We start from the raw sequence: 19,017 nt of genomic DNA, 5'->3' as shown, positions 1-19,017 counted from the left end.
ATAATAATGTTGTTAGTAAACAAAAAAATGATTTCATAAATTTATTTTTTTAAAAAGTATAACCAATTCTTAAATGTAAATCAAGCGCAGTTTCACCTTTTTCAGTTGAAGTCTTATCAATAAATTTTCTATAACCTATTCCAATTCCAGTTTCATAAGTAAAATGATTTATAGATCTTTTGATTGCCCATTTTGGAATAAAAGAAATTTGATTTGGGATGTAATAAGTTGATTTCTCTTGTTTAGGTATATAATTTATTCCTAAAGTTAAAAAATTCGCACTATTATTCTTAATGTTTTTCCCCAAATTACTTCTTTTTGAAAGATTATAATACCATCTTGGTTCAAAAGAAATGTTTGGAGCTGTAATAAATTTTGTTTCTCCAGTAATGTCACCACCAATTAACCCAAAATTAATTCCAATTTCGCTTCTTAAACTTATTTCATTAGACAACTTCGATTCATTATGAACCCAAGCACCAAAAAAGCCAGTTTGAATTCCGAAGATTGATTTTTCAACGCTTGCAGTTTCTTGTTCTTGTGATTGCGCAATTTGAGCAAATAAAATTAAGGCAAAAAATAGTTTATTCATCTTAAAACTCATTCAAATCTTTATAAACTTCAACGTTAATTTCTTCGATGTAATTAAGAAGTGTGTCTTTGCCTGTTCCTTCAGTTGCTGAGGTTACAAAGTAAGGCGGCATTTCTTCCCAATTGTGAGCAATCAATTGTTTCTTGTAGGCAGCAACGTGCGAATCAATTTTGGTTTTACTAATTTTATCTGCTTTAGTAAAAACAATACAAAACGGAATTTCACTTTCGCCAAGATATTCTATAAATTCAATATCAATTTTTTGCGCTTCAAGTCGAATATCAATCAATACAAAAGCGCAAACCAGTTGTTCTCTTGTTTCAAAATAATCGGTAATAAACTCTTGAAAAACTTCTTTGGTTTTCTTAGAAACTCTAGCATAACCATAACCTGGTAAATCGACTAAAAACCAATTAGAATTAATTTTAAAGTGATTTATAAGTTGCGTTTTTCCAGGTTTCCCAGAAGTTTTTGCTAAGTTTTTATGGTTGGTAATCATGTTTATTAACGATGATTTTCCAACATTTGATCTGCCAATAAAAGCATATTCTGGTAAGCGTTCTGTAGGACACTTACTTACATCAGAATTGCTAATAATAAATTCGGCGGTATTAATTTTCATGGGTATTTTTCTTGATTCATTTTAGAATCATTTAATCTTACAAATGTTCTTTCTCTAACCAAACATCAAGAATTTCATTAAACTTATCTGGATGTTCCATCATTGCTGCATGTCCGCATTTGTCAATCCAATATAAATCGGAGTTTGGCATTAAACGGTGAAATTCTTCAGCAACATCTGGCGGAGTTACAGCATCATTTTTACCCCAAATCAAACACGTTTTTACATGCATTTTTGGTAAATCTTTAGCCATATTATGACGAATGGCGCTTTTAGCAATTGTAAGCGTTTTTATCACTTTAATTCGGTCATTTACCACTCCAAAAACTTCGTCTACAATTTCTTTTGTAGCAACTTTCGGGTCGTAAAAAACGTCTTCGGCTTTCTTTTTTATGTATTCATAATCACCTCTTTTTGGGTAACTATCGCCCATTGCGCTTTCATAAAGGCCAGAACTTCCGGTAATTACCAATCCTGCAACTTTCTCTGGATACATTTTAGTATGATACAAAGCAATATGTCCGCCAAGCGAATTTCCTAATAAAATTACTCTATCAAAACCTTTGTATGTAATAAAATCTTTCACGTATTTGGCGAAAGCCTTTACATTGGTTTTTAAAATATTTTGCGTGTAAAGTGGTAACTCAGGAATAACAATTTTGTATCCTTTTTGAGAAAAGTGTTTTGCTACGCCTTCAAAATTACTCAATCCGCCCATTAAACCGTGTAAAATCACGATTGGCGTACCTTCACCAATTTCTATATAGCTATATTTTCCGTCTTTTGTAGAATTCAAATCCATAAATTGTTTTCCTAATTTTCAATTGTTACAAACCTACATAAATTTTAGCAATATATGTCAAGAAGATGTGAAATTTTGTAGGTTCCTTCTTCCTTCAGCAAAAAATAAAATTACAGAAGATATATAAGTTTTTGACTATTAAATCATAACATCTAATCAATTATTTAGATAAAAATTACAAAATCGTAACGTTACATTTCGTAAGACTTTTAGGTGGTAATTATCAACATTTTAGCTTGATTTTTTGAAAGATAAAGCAAGCCTGATTTTTTAAATTTCTTTAAATTTTTCGCAACAAATTCTTTTTTATTCTCAATTTATAATTAAAAACATAACAATTCTTAATGCTTTGTTAATTATTGCGCAATTGCTTTAACAATTTTTGGCGCTTTCCTATTCGCATAAAGTGGTAAAACTTATTAACAAAGTGGTATATTGTGGTAAAATGTGGTAAAATATTTTATATTTTTGCTCATATCATTTAAAAACTAATTTGTTGAACTCAATAATCGGAACATACGAGTGTAAAGTTGACGCCAAAGGAAGGTTGCTTTTGCCTGCGCCTTTCAAAAAGCAATTGGCGGCTTCTCTTCAAGACGGTTTTGTCTTGAAGCGTTCTGTTTTTCAGCCGTGCCTTGAGTTGTATCCAATGGGTGAATGGAATTTAATGATGCAAAAAATCAATAAACTCAACCGATTTGTAAAGAAAAATAACGATTTCATTCGTCGTTTTACGGCAGGTGTGAAAGTGGTTGAAATTGATGCTCTTGGACGATTACTTGTTCCAAAAGACCTAACAACTTTTGCTCAAATTTCTAAAGATATTGTATTGTCATCAGCAGTAAATATCATTGAAATCTGGGATAAAGATTTATACGAAAAATCAATTGATGATTCTGTTGTTGATTTTGCTGATTTGGCAGAAGATGTAATGGGAAATATAAATGACGATGACAATGGAATATCATAATCCGGTTTTATTAAAGGAAACAGTTGACGGTTTGAATATCAAGCCAGATGGTGTTTATGTAGATGTCACTTTTGGTGGTGGCGGACATTCGAAAGAAATTTTGAGTCGATTAAATGCCAACGGAAAATTATTCGGATTTGATCAAGATGAAGATGCTTGGGAAAATGCTTTGCCAGACGAACGATTTACTTTAATTCAAGAAAATTTTAGATACATAAAACGTTTTTTAAGATTTCACGGAATTAAAGAAGTAGACGGAATTTTGGCTGATTTAGGTGTTTCATCGCATCAATTTGATGTTCCAGAAAGAGGTTTTTCTACTCGATTTGATGCCGATTTAGACATGAGAATGAGTAAGAAAAACGATTTGGATGCGCACAAAATCATTAATGAATATGATGATGTCAACTTAAAAAGAGTTTTTCTTGATTATGGCGAATTAAAAATTGCACCAGCACTTGCCAGAACAATTATTGAAGCAAGAGAAGTGAAATCAATCGATACTACAGACGAATTGAAATTGGTTTTACAACGCTTTCTTCCGGAGCAATTTAAGAATAAAGTTTTGGCTCAAATCTATCAAGCAATCAGAATTGAAGTAAATCAAGAAATGGATGTTTTGAAAGAATTTCTAGAGCAATCATTAGATATCTTAAAACCAGAAGGACGATTAAGTGTGATTTCTTATCATTCATTAGAAGACAGATTGGTAAAAAGATTCATGAAAAACGGAATGTTCGAAGGCGAACCAGAAAAAGATTTCTTCGGAAATTTCTCGGTTCCATTCAAGTTAATCGGAAAATTAATCGTTCCAACCGAAGAAGAAATAAAAATCAACAACAGAGCAAGAAGCGCGAAGTTAAGAATAGCAGAGAAGAAATAGTATTCAGATAGCAGAATTCAGATTGCAAAGTAACTGAAAACTGAAAACTGAAAACTGAAAACTGAGAAAATGAAAGGTGGAATTTACAACATATTAAAAGCAAGATTTCTAGTCAATGAAGACGCTACCAAAAACTGGCGATTCATTGTTTTCTTGATTGTTCTTGCCATTATTATGATTGCAAATACACACCGATTTGAACAAAAAGTATTCAGAATTTCTGATTTAACAACTGAAGTTAAAGAATTGCGTTCAGAATTTGTTGACAGAAGATCAGAGTTAATGAAGCTTAAAATGGAATCGACTATTTCTAAAAAAATGGAAGCTAGAAATATTTTTCCATCACAAGTTCCGCCGCAAAAAATAAAAGTTAAAAAACAAGAAGAAAAAAGTTTCTTTAAAAAAATATGGCAGTAGAAGATAAAAATATCTCTTACAGAATCTATCTGGTAGCATTCTTCATCTTTTTGATGGCGATAGCGATTACCGTGAAACTAACTAATATACAGTGGGTTGAAGGTGAGTATTATAGAAAATTAGCCAAAGAAAGAACTGTGAGAACTTTTGTGATTCCGGCCAATAAAGGAAATATTTATTCGGCAGATGGAAGTTTATTGGCAACATCAATTCCAAATTATACTATTCGATTCGATGCAGTTGCGCCAAAAGAAGAGGATTTCGAAAAAAATGTCAAACCATTAGCCGATGAGTTGTCAAAATTATTAGGCAAATCAAGTTCGTCTTACCAATCTTTATTAAGAAAAGCACGCGCTAACAAAAATAGATACACCTTTTTAGCCGAAGATTTAAGCTATACCGAATATGCCAAAATAAAATCATTTCCGCTATTCAATAAAGGTGCAAATAAAGGTGGAATAATCGTAGAACAACAAACGGTTCGCGAACATCCAATTGGTAAAATCGCCGAAAGAACTATAGGTTACGAAAGAATAACGCCAAGTGGAAAAGCAGATGGGAAAGGAATCGAGTGGGCTTTTCGTAATTATTTGAACGGAAAAGACGGAAAAGTTTTAAAGCAAAAAATCGCAAAAGGTCAGTGGAAACCTATTCGTGACCAAAATGAAGTTGATCCGCAAGATGGTTACGATGTAATTTCTACAATTGATGTTTACATTCAAGACATTGCACATCATGCTTTGCTAAAACAGCTTGAAGAGTATAAAGCAGAACACGGTTGCGTTGTAGTTATGGAAACCAAAACAGGTAAAGTAAAAGCCATTTCTAATCTTGGAAGAGATAAAAAATCGGGTAATTATTACGAAACTATAAATTACGCCGTTGCCGAATCGCACGAACCAGGTTCTACTTTTAAACTAGTAGATTTAATTGCGCTTTTGGATGATAATAAAGTAGATACATCAAAAGTTTACGACAGTCGTGGCGGAGTTATCACTTACAGAGGTGACAAAGTGCGCGATTCTCACGAAGGTGGTTATGGTAAAATTTCGCTTGGAAAAGGTTTTGAAGTTTCTTCCAATACAATTTTGGTTCAAGCAGTGTATGAAAATTATAAAAATAATCCACAAGAATTTATCAATAGGATAACTAATATGGGTTTAGATAAACCACTTGGATTACCATTTCAGGGTGAAGGAAAACCTATTGTGCATAAGCCAGGAGATAAAAGTTGGAATGCAAACACATTGCCTTGGATGGCATACGGATATAGTGTTGCAATGACGCCTTTGCAAACGTTGACTTTGTATAATGCTGTTGCAAATAACGGAGAAATGGTAAAACCACAATTTGTTTCAGAAATTAAAGAATGGAATAAAACCATTAAAAAATACGAAAAACAAGTTATCAATCCGAAGATATGTTCAGACGGGACAATTAAAAAATTGAAAGCTCTTTTAACTAATGTTGTAAAAAGAGGAACAGGTGCAAAGTTGTATTCTAAAGATTTTTCTATGGCAGGAAAAACAGGTACTGCCGAAGCAAATTATGGTAAAAATGGAGGAAACGATCATCATTATATTTCCTCTTTCGTAGGATTTTTTCCTGCTGAAAACCCTAAATATTCTTGCATTGTTGTGGTTCACGAACCAGATACATCCTTGAATAATTATTATGGCGCCGATGTTGCTGGACCAGTTTTTAAACGTATTGCGCAAAAGATTTTTACAGATGCGCCATCAACAAACGAAATTAAAAATTTGGATAAAAAAATTGCCAAACAAGAAAATAAATACCAAGAATATTATACAAAAGCACAAAATGTAAAAAGCAAAATTCCAAATTTAAAAGGAATGTCCGGTATGGATGCTGTGGCTTTATTAGGAAATTTAGGTATCAAAGTTTCGGTCAAAGGTGTTGGAAAAGTCAAAAAACAATCCATTCAACCTGGTCAACCGATAATTAAAAATTCAACTATAACATTAGAATTATCGTGATTATTTTAAAAGAGATAGTATACAAAGTTGCGATTGAAGCTGTAAAAGGTTCAACGGAAATTGCTGTGAACAAAATTGAATTTGATTCGAGAAGAATTGAAGCCAACGATGTTTTCGTAGCCATTCGCGGAACAATTTCTGATGGTCATGATTTTATTGAAAAAGCAATTTCTCTTGGTGCAACCGCAATTGTTTGCGATACATTACCTGAAGTTACAGTTGCTGGAATTACTTATATTCAAGTAAAAGACACCAATTCGGCTTTGGCGTTTATGGCTTCCAATTTTTACGATAATCCGTCGTCAAAATTGCGCTTAGTTGGAATTACTGGTACAAATGGCAAAACAACCATTGCGTCATTATTGTATCAATTATTTAAAAAAGCAGGTTACAAAGTAGGACTACTTTCTACCGTGAAAATCATGGTCGATACTATCGAATACAAAGCAACGCATACCACACCAGATTCATTAACCATCAATCATTATTTAAATGAAATGATTGAAATGGGTTGCGAATATTGTTTTATGGAAGTGAGTTCGCATGGTGTGCATCAAAAACGTACCGAAGGTTTGCAATTTGAAGGTGGCGTTTTTACCAATTTATCGCACGATCATTTAGATTACCATCCAACTTTTGCAGAATATAGAGATGTGAAAAAATCGTTTTTTGATTATTTACCAAAATCGGCTTTTGCATTAACCAATGTCGATGACAAAAATGGAGCAGTGATGCTTCAAAATACCAATGCAAGAAAACTGACTTACGCCTTAAAATCATATGCTAATTATAAAGCGCAAATTCTAGAAAATCAACTTTCGGGATTGTTGCTTAAAATTAATGAGAATGAAGTTTGGGTAAAATTAATAGGAACATTTAATGCTTACAATTTATTAGCAATTTATGGAACTGCGGTTGAATTAGGAATAGAAAGTTTTGAGGCATTGCGATTATTATCTGAGTTAGAAAGCGTTTCTGGACGATTCCAATTTATAGTTTCTGATGAAAAAATCACGGCAATTGTAGATTATGCACATACGCCTGATGCTTTAGAAAACGTGTTGAAAACGATAAACGACATCCGAACCAAAAACGAACAATTAATTACTGTTGTTGGTTGTGGTGGCGATAGAGATAAAGCAAAAAGACCAATAATGGCAAACATCGCAACAACAATGAGCGATAAAGTCATCATTACTTCAGACAATCCAAGAACCGAAAATCCGTCAACGATTATCGCCGAAATGGAAGCTGGAGTAGAACCACAAAATTTCAAAAAATCACTTTCTATTGAAGATAGAAAACAAGCTATAAAAACCGCGTGTCAATTGGCAAATGCAAACGATATTATTCTAATTGCAGGAAAAGGACACGAAACCTATCAAGAAATTCAAGGCGTTCGACACGATTTTGACGACATGAAAATGGTTAAAGAATTTTTACAACAAATGAACAAATAGTAAAACTCCAAAATTAAAATTCCAAAAGCCAACGATTGGAAATTGGAATTTAAAAATTGGAATTTAAAAAAAGAAGATATGTTATACTACTTATTTGAATATTTAGACAAAACATTAGACGTTCCGGGAACTGGAGTGTTTCAATATATCACATTTCGTTCGGCTTTGGCACTAATGCTATCGCTGATGATTTCTACAATTTATGGTAAGAAAATCATCAACTTTTTAAGAAATCAACAAGTTGGAGAAACGGTTCGTGAACTAGGTTTGGCAGGTCAAACACAAAAAGCTGGAACGCCAACAATGGGTGGATTAATCATCATTGTGGCAACCTTAATTCCGGTAATTTTATTGACTAAACTGAATAATATTTACATCATCCTATTAATTGTAACCACACTTTGGATGGGAACTATTGGTTTTATTGACGATTACATCAAAATCTTCAAAAAAGACAAACAAGGTTTAAAAGGAATTTTTAAAGTTATCGGTCAAGTTGGTTTAGGAATTATAGTGGGTTCGGTATTGTATTTTAGTCCTGCAGTAACGGTTCGTGAAAAGTCCTCAACACCAATTACATTCAACCAAACAGGAAATACAATTTCGCAACCAGCCAAAGAAATTAAAGCAACTACAACAACAATTCCGTTTACAAAAAACAACGAATTGGATTATGCTCAAATCTTAAAACCATTTACAGATGATTATCAAAATTGGGCTTGGTTGGTATTCATTCCAATTGTAATCTTCATTATTACGGCAGTTTCAAATGGAGCAAATCTCACCGATGGAATCGACGGTTTAGCCGCAGGAACATCAGCAATATCGGTACTCGCACTCGGAATTTTCACGTTCATCTCGGGTAATATTATTTTATCGAATTATTTGAACGTGATGTACATTCCCAATTCGGGTGAAATGACGGTTTTCATTGCTGCATTTGTGGGAGCATTAATCGGATTTTTATGGTACAATTCTTATCCAGCATCAGTATTTATGGGTGATACAGGAAGTTTAACCATTGGCGGAATTATAGCAGTTTTAGCAATTTCGGTTAGAAAAGAAATGTTGCTTCCAGTCTTATGTGCCATTTTCTTTGCCGAAAGTGCCTCAGTAATTATTCAAGTAACCTATTTCAAATATACCAAAAAGCGTTTTGGTGAAGGACGAAGAATTTTCTTAATGTCGCCATTACATCATCATTATCAGAAAAAAGGATACCACGAAAGTAAAATTGTAACGCGTTTCTGGATTGTCACAATTCTATTAGCGATTGTAGCAATTGTAACACTAAAATTAAGATAATGAAGCGTTTAGTGGTTTTAGGCGGAGGCGAAAGCGGAGTTGGAACAGCAATTCTAGGAAAGAAAGAAGGATACGATGTTTTTGTATCCGATTTCGGAAAAATAAAAGACAAGTATAGAGACGTTCTTAATAAATATGAAATAAAATGGGAAGACGAAAAGCACACAGAAGAAGTAATTCTGAATGCTTCAGTCGTAATGAAGAGTCCGGGAATTCCAGATAAAGCGCCAATTGTAAAAAAGCTAATTGAAAAAGGAATTCCAGTGATTTCCGAAATAGAATTTGCTAACGATTTTACCAAAGCAATGACCATCGGAATCACAGGAAGTAATGGTAAAACAACAACAACAATGTTAACCTACCATTTGCTAAAAGAAGGCGGATTGAATGTAGGATTAGGAGGAAACATCGGAAAAAGTTTTGCATGGCAGGTAGCCGAAGAAAATTACGATTCTTATGTTCTAGAATTAAGCAGTTTTCAATTGGACGGAATCACAAATTATAAGCCACATATTGCCATTATTACCAATATAAGTCCAGATCATTTAGATCGATACGATTACAAATATGAAAATTATATCGCATCTAAATTTAGAATAACAATGAATCAAACCGAAGAAGATTACCTCATTTATGATGCAGACGACGAGGCAATATCCAATTGGTTACAAAACAACAAAGTAAAAGCACAATTAATACCTTTTTCAATTTCAAAATCTATTGAAAACGGAGCATTTTTAAACAACAACACTATGGAAATCAACATCAACCAAGAAGAATTTTTAATGGAAACTTCTAACATTGCACTTGAAGGAAAACACAACATGAAAAATGCAATGGCAGCAACTTCTGTAGCCAATATTTTGCGCATTAGAAAGCAAACTATTCGCGAGAGTTTGTCAAACTTTCAAGGTGTTGAACATCGTTTAGAAAAAGTGCTTAAAATTCACAATGTGCAATACATCAATGATAGTAAAGCAACCAATGTAAACGCAACTTTCTTTGCGTTAGACAGCATGAACACGCCAACCGTTTGGATTGTCGGAGGTGTTGATAAAGGAAATGACTACGCCGAATTAATGCCATTAGTTCACGAGAAAGTAAAAGCAATTATTTGTCTTGGTGTTGATAACAAGAAAATAATTGACGCTTTCGGAAATGTAGTAGACATGATGGTCGAAGTTGATAACATGAAAGATGCAGTAAACACAGCACGTCACATTGCAGAAAAAGGCGACAGTGTTTTACTATCACCAGCATGCGCAAGTTTCGATTTATTCGAAAACTATGAAGACAGAGGAAATCAATTCAAAAGAGAAGTAAGAAACCTTTAATATTAGATATTAGATTTTAAATATTAGATATGACAAACGATCAACTTAAAAATAGAACAAAACAATTTTCATTATCTATTTTAAATCTAATTGAAAAAATGCCAAACTCAATGTCAACCAGAGTTGTTATAAATCAAATTGCTAAAAGTGCAACCTCTGTTGGAGCAAATTACAGAGCGGTATGCCGAGCTAGAAGTGATAGAGAATTTGTAGCCAAGCTGAATATTGTTTTAGAAGAAGCAGATGAAACTCAATTTTGGCTTGAGATAATTGAAGGAATGAAATGGATTAATCAATCTGAATTAGGTAGTTTGCAAAAAGAAGCTAATGAATTAGTAGCAATTTTTGTTTCAACTCTCAAAACAGTGAACAATAGACTAAACAACAATTAAAAAATAAATATCTAGGGTAAGAATATCTAATATCTAAAATCTAATATCTAATATTTAAAATGAAACAACTAATTAACAGTTTAAAAGGCGACAAAGTTATCTGGGCATTTATTGCTCTTTTGGCGTTGTTTTCCTTTATGCCTGTTTTTAGTGCGAGTAGTAATTTGGCCTACATGCGTCACGGTTCTGGAAATGCATTGACGTATTTGTTAAAACACGCCGTTCATATTTTTATTGGGTTTTTCATTATCTATCAAGTTCATAAAGTTCCATACCATTATTTCCGCGGAATATCCATGGTTGCTTTGCCAATTGTATGGGTTTTACTAGTTTATACTTTAGTGAAAGGAACAGTAATCGATGGAGCAAATGCCAGTCGATGGATACAAATTCCTTTCATCGGAATTTCGTTTCAAACATCTACGTTAGCAGCAATTGTCTTGTATGTTTTTGTGGCTAGATATTTATCCAAATCAAGAGAAGTAGAGCCAACTTTCAAGCAATCCTTCATCGATTTATGGATTCCGGTTTTTGTGACATTGGCGTTAATTTTTCCTGCCAATTTCTCAACGGCAGCATTGATTTTTGCTATGGTGACGATGCTAGCTTTCATAGGTAAATATCCATTGCGTTACATCGGATTAATTCTTGGTGTCGGATTAGTTTCTGCATTGTTTTTTATTCTTATTGCTAAAAAATTTCCAGAAGCTTTCCCAAATCGTGTAGATACTTGGATAAGCCGTATCGATAATTTTATGGGCGACAAACCCGATGAAGATATCTATCAAATAGAAAAAGCAAAAATCGCCATAGCAACCGGCGGAGTTTACGGACTCGGACCAGGAAAAAGCGTTCAAAAGAATTTTTTACCTCAATCGTCATCCGATTTTATTTTTGCCATAATCGTAGAAGAATACGGACTATTTGGAGCAATGGGAATTCTATCAATCTATCTGTTGTTATTATTCCGATTCATCATCGCAGCTCATAAAGCCAATTCGCTTTTCGGAAAATTAGTAGTCGTCGGTCTCGGATTTCCAATTGTCTTTCAGGCATTAATCAATATGGCAGTTGCTGTAGAATTACTTCCAGTAACCGGTCAAACTTTACCATTAATAAGTTCGGGTGGAAGTTCCGTTTGGATGACATGTATCGCTATCGGAATCATATTAAGCGTAACTAGGAAAGAAGAAGAAGTAGCAGCCGAATTAGAAGAAAAACAAAAACGTGAAGAAGCATTGCAACGTTTAATCGATAAACAATTGCAAGAAGACGAAGATGAAATAGAAGAAGTTGATGAAAATCAAGAAAAAGTAAACCAAATGAAAGCATCCATAAAAGACAAAATTATGGTAGAAGATTATTCAATAGAAGAAAATCCAATGCTTGCCATTAAAGGAATGCGAAAAAAACAATAAATAAACTCCAGCGGAGTTAAACATTTATAGCATTAGTGAAATTAAAGTACAATGAATTCGTGAAAATTCGTGCAATTCGTGTCAAAAAACAAAAATGAGAAAATTAAAATTTATTTTAAGCGGTGGAGGAACAGGTGGACATATCTATCCTGCAATTGCTATTGCTAACGAATTAAAAACACGTTTTCCAGATGCTGAATTCCTTTTTGTAGGTTCACAAGACAAAATGGAGATGCAAAAAGTACCACAATCGGGATATGCAATTGAAGGTCTTTGGATTGCTGGTTTACAACGAAAACTAACTTTACAAAACGCAATGTTTCCACTGAAATTAGTAAGTAGTTTATTAAAGTCACGAAAAATAATTAAAAAGTTCAAACCCGATGTAGTAATTGGAACAGGCGGTTTCGCAAGCGGACCTTTATTACAAACGGCAAATACGTTAAATATTCCAACGGTTATTCAAGAACAAAATTCGTATCCTGGAATCACAAATAAATTGTTAAGTAAGAAAGCCAATGCAATTTGTGTGGCGTATGAAAATTTAGAGCAGTTTTTTCCGAAAAGCAAAATTGTTTTCACAGGAAATCCTGTGCGTCAAGATATTTTAGATATAGATTCTAAAAGAAGTGAAGCGTTATCGTATTTCAATCTAGACGAAAACAAAAAGACATTATTAGTAATTGGAGGAAGTTTAGGAGCAAGAAGAATCAACCAATTAATTGCAAAAGAAATCGATTTTTTACGCAACAACAATTTACAAATAATTTGGCAATGTGGCAATTTGTACATGGCCGATTACAAGCATTTTTCTGAAGTTGAAAATGTACAAGTAGTTTCATTTATTGACAGAATGGATTTGATTTACGCTGCTGCCGATTTCGTGATTTCACGCGCCGGAGCATCATCGGTTTCTGAATTATGTTTGGTAGGAAAACCAACAATTTTTATTCCGTCGCCAAATGTAGCCGAAGATCATCAAACCAAAAATGCGAAAGCAATTGTAGATAAAAACGGAGCATTGCTAATTAAAGAAAGTGAGCTAGACGAAAAATTCGAATCGGTTTTCAATAAACTAATTCACGACGAGAATTTGCAAAAGAGTCTAAGCGAAAACATGAAGAAATTAGCCAAGCCAAACGCAACAAAAGATATTGTGGAACAAATAGAAAAATTGATAAAATAAATTCCTGTCATTCTGAACTTGTTTCAGAATCTAAAATAGAAGTAGAATCTGAAACAAGTTCAGATTGACAAAAAAATAAAGAAAAATGAATCTAAATCAAATACATAACGTCTATTTCATCGGAATTGGAGGCATCGGAATGAGTGCTTTGGCGCGCTATTTCCAAAACATTGGTAAAAATGTTTCGGGTTACGACAAAACTCCAACAATGTTAACCGACGAATTAATTGCTGGCGGAATGAATATTCATTTTGAAGATTCAATTGCTGCAATTCCTTCTGATTATTTTGTCGAAAATACATTGGTAATTGTTACACCAGCTGTTCCAGTTTCGCATTCAGAGTGGAATTATTTTTTAGAAAGAAATTACGTAATTAAAAAACGTGCCGAAGTTCTTGGTTTGATTACCAAAGATACGTTTTGTTTCGCAGTAGCAGGAACGCACGGAAAAACAACAACATCAAGTATTCTCGGACATATTTTATACGAAAGTGGAGCAGATGTAACTGCTTTCCTTGGCGGAATTGTAGAAAATTACCATTCTAATTTAATTGGAAGCGGTAAAACAATCACCGTTGTTGAAGCCGATGAATTTGATCGTTCTTTCCTTCATTTACATCCAAATATTGCTTGTGTAACCTCAATGGATGCTGATCATTTAGATATTTATGGAGATAAAAATGCCATTGAAGATTCGTTTAGAGAATTCGCCAGTAAAGTGGAAGATAAAACCAAAATGTTCGTCCCAAAAGGATTGGATTTAGAGGGTTTGACTATCGCAATTAACGAGAATGCAACGTTCAAAGCGTTTAATATCAGAATTGAAAATAGCAGTTATGTTTTTGATGTGCAAACGCCGTCAGAAATTTTAGAAAATATTTCATTTTCACTGCCAGGACATCATAATTTAATGAATGCGCTAATGGCTTTAGCAATGGCTAAAACTTTTGGTACCCCAACCGAGTCCATTGCTAACGCTTTAGCATCATTTAAAGGAGTGCAACGCCGATTTTCATATCAAATAAAATCGGATAAATTGGTTTACATTGATGATTATGCACATCATCCAACCGAAATTAATGCCGTGCACCAAGCCGTGAGAGAATTATATCCAAACCAAAAAGTTTTGGCAATTTTTCAACCACATTTATTCAGTAGAACTAAAGATTTTGCCGATGATTTTGCCAAAAGTTTATCGCAATTCGATGATATCCTTTTACTTGACATTTATCCAGCAAGAGAATTGCCAATGGAAGGAATTACAAGTTCTTGGTTACTATCAAAAATGACCAATGAAAATAAAAAATTAGTTTCGAAAGAGGCGTTAATTGGTACGATTTTAGCAAGCGATGCAACCGTTATCGTTNNAGGTATAATATAAGATTGATCCTAATGTTCGCATTGGTGATTTTCTTGTATTCGTTTACGTCAAATAGAAATTCGCATCGCAAATTGAAGAAATCGGAGGTCATTTTTGTTGGAGAAAATAACAATTTTGTCAAACAAGAATCGGTTAATAAATTGTTAATAGAAAATAGTTCAGATGTAAAAAGTATAGCAAAAGACGAACTAAATTTGAACAAATTGGAAAATTCCATCAACGCACATCCTATGATTCAAAAATCAGAAGTCTTTGTGAGTGTTGATGGTGTTCTAAAAGCGGTGGTTCAACAAAAAACACCTGTGGCTAGAGTAGTTGATGAGCAAGGTTCTTTTTATATTGATTATGAAGGTAATACAATGCCTTTATCAGATAATTATACTGCAAGAGTGCCACTTATTTCGGGGGAAAATAATTTAAAAAACAAGAAGAAATTATCTGAAATTTTAAAGATGATTTATGACGATGAGTTTTTGAAAAAAAACATCATTGGTATCCAAGTTTTGTCTGATGAGAGCCTTTTGATGTCGAACAGAAACTTCGATTATCAAATTGACTTCGGAAGAATGTTGAATGAAGAGCAGAAATTTAAAAATTATAAAGCGTTTTTTCAAAAAGCAGTTTTAGACAGCACGCTTTACAAGTATAAAAAAATAAGTTTGAGATTTACGCATCAAGTTGTTTGCACAAAATAACAATTGTAGTTTTAAACAAAGATGAAATAGAGTAGATATTGTATCTGGAAAATATGTTGACAATATGGAGAATAGAGAGAACATTGCGGTTGGTTTAGACATTGGAACTACGAAAATCGTAGCAATGATTGGCAAGAAAAATGAATATGGAAAACTTGAAATTTTAGGTCTTGGAAAAGCCAAAAGTTTGGGTGTGGCAAGAGGTGTTGTTAATAATATCACTCAAACCATTCACTCTATTCAACAAGCCGTTATGGAAGCCGAAGAAAATTCGGGATACAAAATTAATGATGTAGTAGTTGGAATTGCAGGTCAACACATTCGCAGTATTCAACACACCGATTACATCAGCAGAAGCAATCCAGAGGAAGTTATTAGCGGAAAAGACATTCAGCTTTTAATTGATCAAGTAAATAAATTGGCGATGTTGCCAGGTGAAGAAATTATTCACGTGTTGCCACAAGAATTTAAAATCGACGGACAATCGGAAATTAAAGAACCAATTGGTATGTATGGTGGACGATTGGAAGCAAGTTTTCACGTTGTGGTTGGTCAAGCATCATCCATTAGAAACGTAGGACGATGTATTCAAAGTTCCGGAATTGAATTATCCGGATTAACATTAGAACCATTAGCTTCGGCAGATGCAGTTTTAAGTCAAGAAGAAAAAGAAGCTGGAGTAGCTTTAATAGATATTGGTGGTGGCACAACCGATTTAGCCATTTTCAAAGACGGAATCATTCGTCACACAGCTGTAATCCCTTTTGGAGGAAATGTAATAACAGAAGACATTAAAGAAGGTTGTTCTATTATCGAAAAACAAGCAGAATTATTAAAAGTAAAATTTGGTTCGGCTTGGCCAGGAGAAAATAAAGACAACGAAATTGTGTCAATTCCAGGATTACGCGGACGTGAGCCAAAAGAAATTTCGCTAAAAAACTTGTCAAAAATCATTCACGCTCGTGTGGTTGAAATTATCGAACAAGTTTTTACAGAAGTCAAAGCTTACGGTCATGAAGATCCAAGAAAAAAATTAATTGCAGGAATTGTATTAACTGGTGGTGGCGCACAATTGCAACACATTAAGCAATTAGTAGAATATATTACAGGTATGGATACTCGAATTGGTTATCCAAACGAGCATTTAGCAGGAAATTCAAGCGAAGATATCTCGAGTCCGTTATATGCAACAGCAGTTGGACTAGTGATGAACAGCATTGCAAATAATACACAAAGTGCTTATAGACTAGAAGTTTCTCAAGCAATTCCTCAACAAAAACAGGTGATTGCGCCAGTTGTAGAAACGCAACCAGAAGTTGTAAATGAAGAAGTTATAGAAGATAAAGTTACTAAAGAACCTGAAACAACAGAAGGAAAAATAAGAAAATCTTTTTTTGATAAGTATGTTGATAAGATAAAAGATTTTTTAGATAACGCTGAATAATTTACTCTAATTTTCAGATATAGAATTACAAAAAAAAGGAATCCAGCGGATTCAAATAATTATAATAGAATAAAAACCAAAATAGTATGATGAGCAACTCAGAATTTGGAAGCATCTCATTTGATTTACCTAAAAATCAATCAAATGTAATTAAAGTTATCGGTGTTGGTGGCGGCGGAAGCAATGCAATCAACCACATGTTCAAGCAAGGAATCAAAGGTGTCGATTTCATCGTTTGTAATACTGATTCTCAGGCATTGCAAAACAGTCCTGTACCCAATAAAATTCAGTTAGGTGTAAACTTAACCGAAGGTCTTGGTGCTGGAGCAAATCCAGATGTAGGACAACAATCGGCAATTGAAAGCGTTGCAGATATCGAAAAAATGTTAGATAGCAATACCAAAATGGTTTTCATCACTGCAGGAATGGGTGGCGGAACCGGAACTGGTGCTGCGCCAGTAATTGCTCAATTGGCTAAAGAAAGAGATATTCTTACTGTTGGAATTGTAACAATTCCATTTCAATTTGAAGGTAAAGTGCGTCAAGAACAAGCTTTAACAGGAGTTGAAAGACTAAGAAAACAAGTAGATTCATTGATTGTTATCAATAATAATAAATTAAGAGAAGTTTACGGAAACCTAGGTTTCAAAGCAGGTTTCTCTAAAGCAGACGAAGTTTTGGCAACTGCATCTCGCGGAATTGCCGAAGTAATTACTCACCACTACACACAAAATATCGATTTAAAAGATGCTAAAACGGTATTGTCTAATAGTGGAACTGCAATAATGGGTTCTGCCATTGCAAGCGGTGAAAACAGAGCAAAAGAAGCAATTGTTTCTGCTTTAGATTCGCCACTTTTAAATGATAATAAAATTACTGGTGCCAAAAACGTATTGTTGCTTATCGTTTCTGGAACTAGCGAAATCACGATTGACGAAATCGGAGAAATCAATGATCATATTCAAGCAGAAGCGGGTCACAATGCCAATATTATTATGGGTGTTGGTGAAGACGAATCGCATGGAGATGCAATCGCTGTAACCATTATTGCTACAGGTTTTAACGTAGAACAACAAAACGAAATCGTAAATACAGAACCAAAAAAAATCATCCACTCACTAGAAGATGAGCAAAAATTGGTTCGTGATTTAACGCAAAATGTTGTTGCTGGTTTTCAATCAGTAACCGATGCGCCAATCGAAAAAAAAGAGGATAAAATCGTTTTCGAATTAATGGAAGACGAAGTTAAAACCGAAACCGTTTTTGCAAAAGTTAACGACAATGAGTTAATTGCAATGAACGACTTCATCCGTAACTTAGATGTAACTTTCGAAATCGTTTCTCCTATTAAAGACATCGATTTCCAATTTACAACTCCAGTTGTTAACGAAATTAAAGTTGTAGAACCACAAATCGTTGCAAAAGAAGAAGAACAAATCACTTTTTCATTCGATATTCCAGTGGCAACTCCAGAAGTGAAAGTTGACGAAAACAGAATTTTATTTGATTTATCAGACGAAACTCGCAACATAAAAGTAAACGAACACGTAGAATTTGTTCCTGTAACAGAAATCAATCAAAACGGAGTTGTTCGCTATTCATTAGAAGAATACATGGAAATTGAGAACGATTTAATCAGCTCAAAACCAGTAGAAGCTAAAAAAGTTGAGGAAATTGAAGAATCTCTAAACTTCACCATGAAAGTTTCAGAGCCAGCAAAACCAACTTACGCTACGCATTCCGACGATATTTCTCCAATGGAAATGACTATCGAAGAAACATTAAAACTTCGTGCAGACGAAAGAAGACGTAAGTTAAAAGAGTTCAACTACAAGTTTCACAACAATCCGTCACGAGTAGACGAGCTAGAAAAAGAACCAGCATACAAGAGGTTAGGAGTTGACTTATCCGAAAATCAAGGAATGAACAACAACTCAAGAATGTCATTAGGAACCGACAGCAACGACGATATTCAGTTGCGATCTAACAATTCATTCTTGCACGATAACGTAGATTAATTTCAAAAATAATCACAAAATCTAACCCGAAAGTTCAACGTAATTTTCGGGTTATTTTTTTTACCTTTGCAAAGCTTTCAGGAGCGAATGGTTCGGGCATT

Annotated in this window: 17 protein-coding genes; 14 read left to right on the top strand and 3 right to left on the bottom strand. The window is 33.8% G+C overall.

The window, feature by feature from the left end; translation table 11 throughout:
* Positions 1–49: 49 nt before the first annotated feature.
* Genes DIU01_RS09905 through DIU01_RS09895 form a run of 3 tightly spaced genes read right to left on the bottom strand, consistent with a single transcriptional unit; the run spans position 50 to position 2,016 of the window.
* Positions 50–592: a hypothetical protein gene (locus DIU01_RS09905; RefSeq protein WP_290833987.1), complete on the bottom strand. Its 543-nt coding sequence runs from the start codon at positions 590–592 to the stop codon at positions 50–52.
* Position 593: 1 nt separating this feature from the next.
* Positions 594–1,214 (bottom strand): ribosome biogenesis GTP-binding protein YihA/YsxC, encoded by a 621-nt coding sequence (yihA, locus tag DIU01_RS09900; RefSeq protein ID WP_290833984.1) that lies wholly within the window; start codon positions 1,212–1,214, stop codon positions 594–596.
* Between the two features lie 37 nt (positions 1,215–1,251).
* Positions 1,252–2,016, bottom strand: a complete 765-nt coding sequence (locus tag DIU01_RS09895; protein WP_290833982.1) for an alpha/beta hydrolase — start codon at positions 2,014–2,016, stop codon at positions 1,252–1,254.
* Positions 2,017–2,512: 496 nt separating this feature from the next.
* Between DIU01_RS09895 and mraZ the strand changes: the two genes are divergently transcribed.
* From mraZ to ftsZ, 14 genes are all read left to right on the top strand, one after another.
* A complete protein-coding gene (mraZ, locus tag DIU01_RS09890) occupies positions 2,513–2,986 on the top strand; it encodes a division/cell wall cluster transcriptional repressor MraZ (protein WP_290833980.1) in 474 nt (157 codons plus the stop codon).
* A complete protein-coding gene (rsmH, locus tag DIU01_RS09885) occupies positions 2,961–3,869 on the top strand; it encodes a 16S rRNA (cytosine(1402)-N(4))-methyltransferase RsmH (protein WP_290833978.1) in 909 nt (302 codons plus the stop codon). The genes mraZ and rsmH overlap by 26 nt, the downstream gene beginning before the upstream one ends.
* Before the next feature lie 69 nt (positions 3,870–3,938).
* Complete coding sequence (locus tag DIU01_RS09880) at positions 3,939–4,286, top strand: FtsL-like putative cell division protein (protein ID WP_290833976.1); 348 nt, start codon at positions 3,939–3,941, stop codon at positions 4,284–4,286.
* Positions 4,277–6,283, top strand: a complete 2,007-nt coding sequence (locus DIU01_RS09875) for a penicillin-binding protein (RefSeq protein WP_290833974.1) — start codon at positions 4,277–4,279, stop codon at positions 6,281–6,283. The genes DIU01_RS09880 and DIU01_RS09875 overlap by 10 nt, the downstream gene beginning before the upstream one ends.
* Positions 6,280–7,743, top strand: a complete 1,464-nt coding sequence (locus tag DIU01_RS09870) for a UDP-N-acetylmuramoyl-L-alanyl-D-glutamate--2,6-diaminopimelate ligase (RefSeq protein ID WP_290833972.1) — start codon at positions 6,280–6,282, stop codon at positions 7,741–7,743. Before DIU01_RS09875 ends, DIU01_RS09870 begins: the two co-directional genes overlap by 4 nt.
* A 78-nt stretch (positions 7,744–7,821) precedes the next feature.
* The gene (gene mraY, locus DIU01_RS09865) at positions 7,822–9,048 is read left to right on the top strand and encodes a phospho-N-acetylmuramoyl-pentapeptide-transferase (RefSeq protein WP_290833970.1); all 1,227 of its coding nucleotides are present in this window, start codon (positions 7,822–7,824) and stop codon (positions 9,046–9,048) included.
* The gene (gene murD / locus DIU01_RS09860; protein ID WP_290833968.1) at positions 9,048–10,382 is read left to right on the top strand and encodes a UDP-N-acetylmuramoyl-L-alanine--D-glutamate ligase; all 1,335 of its coding nucleotides are present in this window, start codon (positions 9,048–9,050) and stop codon (positions 10,380–10,382) included. The genes mraY and murD overlap by 1 nt, the downstream gene beginning before the upstream one ends.
* A gap of 29 nt (positions 10,383–10,411) precedes the next feature.
* Positions 10,412–10,774: a four helix bundle protein gene (locus DIU01_RS09855; RefSeq protein ID WP_290833966.1), complete on the top strand. Its 363-nt coding sequence runs from the start codon at positions 10,412–10,414 to the stop codon at positions 10,772–10,774.
* Positions 10,775–10,833: 59 nt separating this feature from the next.
* Positions 10,834–12,192: an FtsW/RodA/SpoVE family cell cycle protein gene (locus DIU01_RS09850; protein ID WP_290833964.1), complete on the top strand. Its 1,359-nt coding sequence runs from the start codon at positions 10,834–10,836 to the stop codon at positions 12,190–12,192.
* Between the two features lie 94 nt (positions 12,193–12,286).
* Positions 12,287–13,378: an undecaprenyldiphospho-muramoylpentapeptide beta-N-acetylglucosaminyltransferase gene (gene murG / locus DIU01_RS09845; protein ID WP_290833962.1), complete on the top strand. Its 1,092-nt coding sequence runs from the start codon at positions 12,287–12,289 to the stop codon at positions 13,376–13,378.
* An 85-nt stretch (positions 13,379–13,463) separates the two neighbouring features.
* Positions 13,464–14,759, top strand: a complete 1,296-nt coding sequence (gene murC / locus DIU01_RS09840) for a UDP-N-acetylmuramate--L-alanine ligase (protein ID WP_290833960.1) — start codon at positions 13,464–13,466, stop codon at positions 14,757–14,759.
* A gap of 11 nt (positions 14,760–14,770) precedes the next feature.
* On the top strand, positions 14,771–15,454 hold the full coding sequence (locus DIU01_RS09835; protein ID WP_290833989.1) for a cell division protein FtsQ: 684 nt from the start codon (positions 14,771–14,773) through the stop codon (positions 15,452–15,454).
* A gap of 64 nt (positions 15,455–15,518) precedes the next feature.
* Positions 15,519–16,898 (top strand): cell division protein FtsA, encoded by a 1,380-nt coding sequence (gene ftsA, locus DIU01_RS09830; protein ID WP_290833958.1) that lies wholly within the window; start codon positions 15,519–15,521, stop codon positions 16,896–16,898.
* Between the two features lie 86 nt (positions 16,899–16,984).
* Positions 16,985–18,916: a cell division protein FtsZ gene (gene ftsZ, locus DIU01_RS09825; protein WP_290833956.1), complete on the top strand. Its 1,932-nt coding sequence runs from the start codon at positions 16,985–16,987 to the stop codon at positions 18,914–18,916.
* Positions 18,917–19,017 lie beyond the last annotated feature (101 nt).

The organism is Flavobacterium sp., from assembly GCF_003525665.1.
Lineage (GTDB): Bacteria > Bacteroidota > Bacteroidia > Flavobacteriales > Flavobacteriaceae > Flavobacterium.
The sequence above is the reverse complement of the archived record's forward strand: the minus strand, read 5'-3'. Positions and strand labels throughout refer to the sequence as shown.

Coding starts and splice junctions, on each gene's coding strand:
- DIU01_RS09855 (WP_290833966.1), top strand. CDS start 10,412: ATGACAAACGATCAACTTAAAAATAGAACAAAACAATTTTCATTATCT.
- murG (WP_290833962.1), top strand. CDS start 12,287: ATGAGAAAATTAAAATTTATTTTAAGCGGTGGAGGAACAGGTGGACAT.
- DIU01_RS09875 (WP_290833974.1), top strand. CDS start 4,277: ATGGCAGTAGAAGATAAAAATATCTCTTACAGAATCTATCTGGTAGCA.
- yihA (WP_290833984.1), bottom strand. CDS start 1,214: ATGAAAATTAATACCGCCGAATTTATTATTAGCAATTCTGATGTAAGT.
- DIU01_RS09835 (WP_290833989.1), top strand. CDS start 14,771: ATGTTCGCATTGGTGATTTTCTTGTATTCGTTTACGTCAAATAGAAAT.
- DIU01_RS09880 (WP_290833976.1), top strand. CDS start 3,939: ATGAAAGGTGGAATTTACAACATATTAAAAGCAAGATTTCTAGTCAAT.
- ftsZ (WP_290833956.1), top strand. CDS start 16,985: ATGATGAGCAACTCAGAATTTGGAAGCATCTCATTTGATTTACCTAAA.
- ftsA (WP_290833958.1), top strand. CDS start 15,519: ATGGAGAATAGAGAGAACATTGCGGTTGGTTTAGACATTGGAACTACG.
- DIU01_RS09850 (WP_290833964.1), top strand. CDS start 10,834: ATGAAACAACTAATTAACAGTTTAAAAGGCGACAAAGTTATCTGGGCA.
- DIU01_RS09905 (WP_290833987.1), bottom strand. CDS start 592: ATGAATAAACTATTTTTTGCCTTAATTTTATTTGCTCAAATTGCGCAA.
- murD (WP_290833968.1), top strand. CDS start 9,048: ATGAAGCGTTTAGTGGTTTTAGGCGGAGGCGAAAGCGGAGTTGGAACA.
- DIU01_RS09895 (WP_290833982.1), bottom strand. CDS start 2,016: ATGGATTTGAATTCTACAAAAGACGGAAAATATAGCTATATAGAAATT.
- mraY (WP_290833970.1), top strand. CDS start 7,822: ATGTTATACTACTTATTTGAATATTTAGACAAAACATTAGACGTTCCG.
- rsmH (WP_290833978.1), top strand. CDS start 2,961: ATGACGATGACAATGGAATATCATAATCCGGTTTTATTAAAGGAAACA.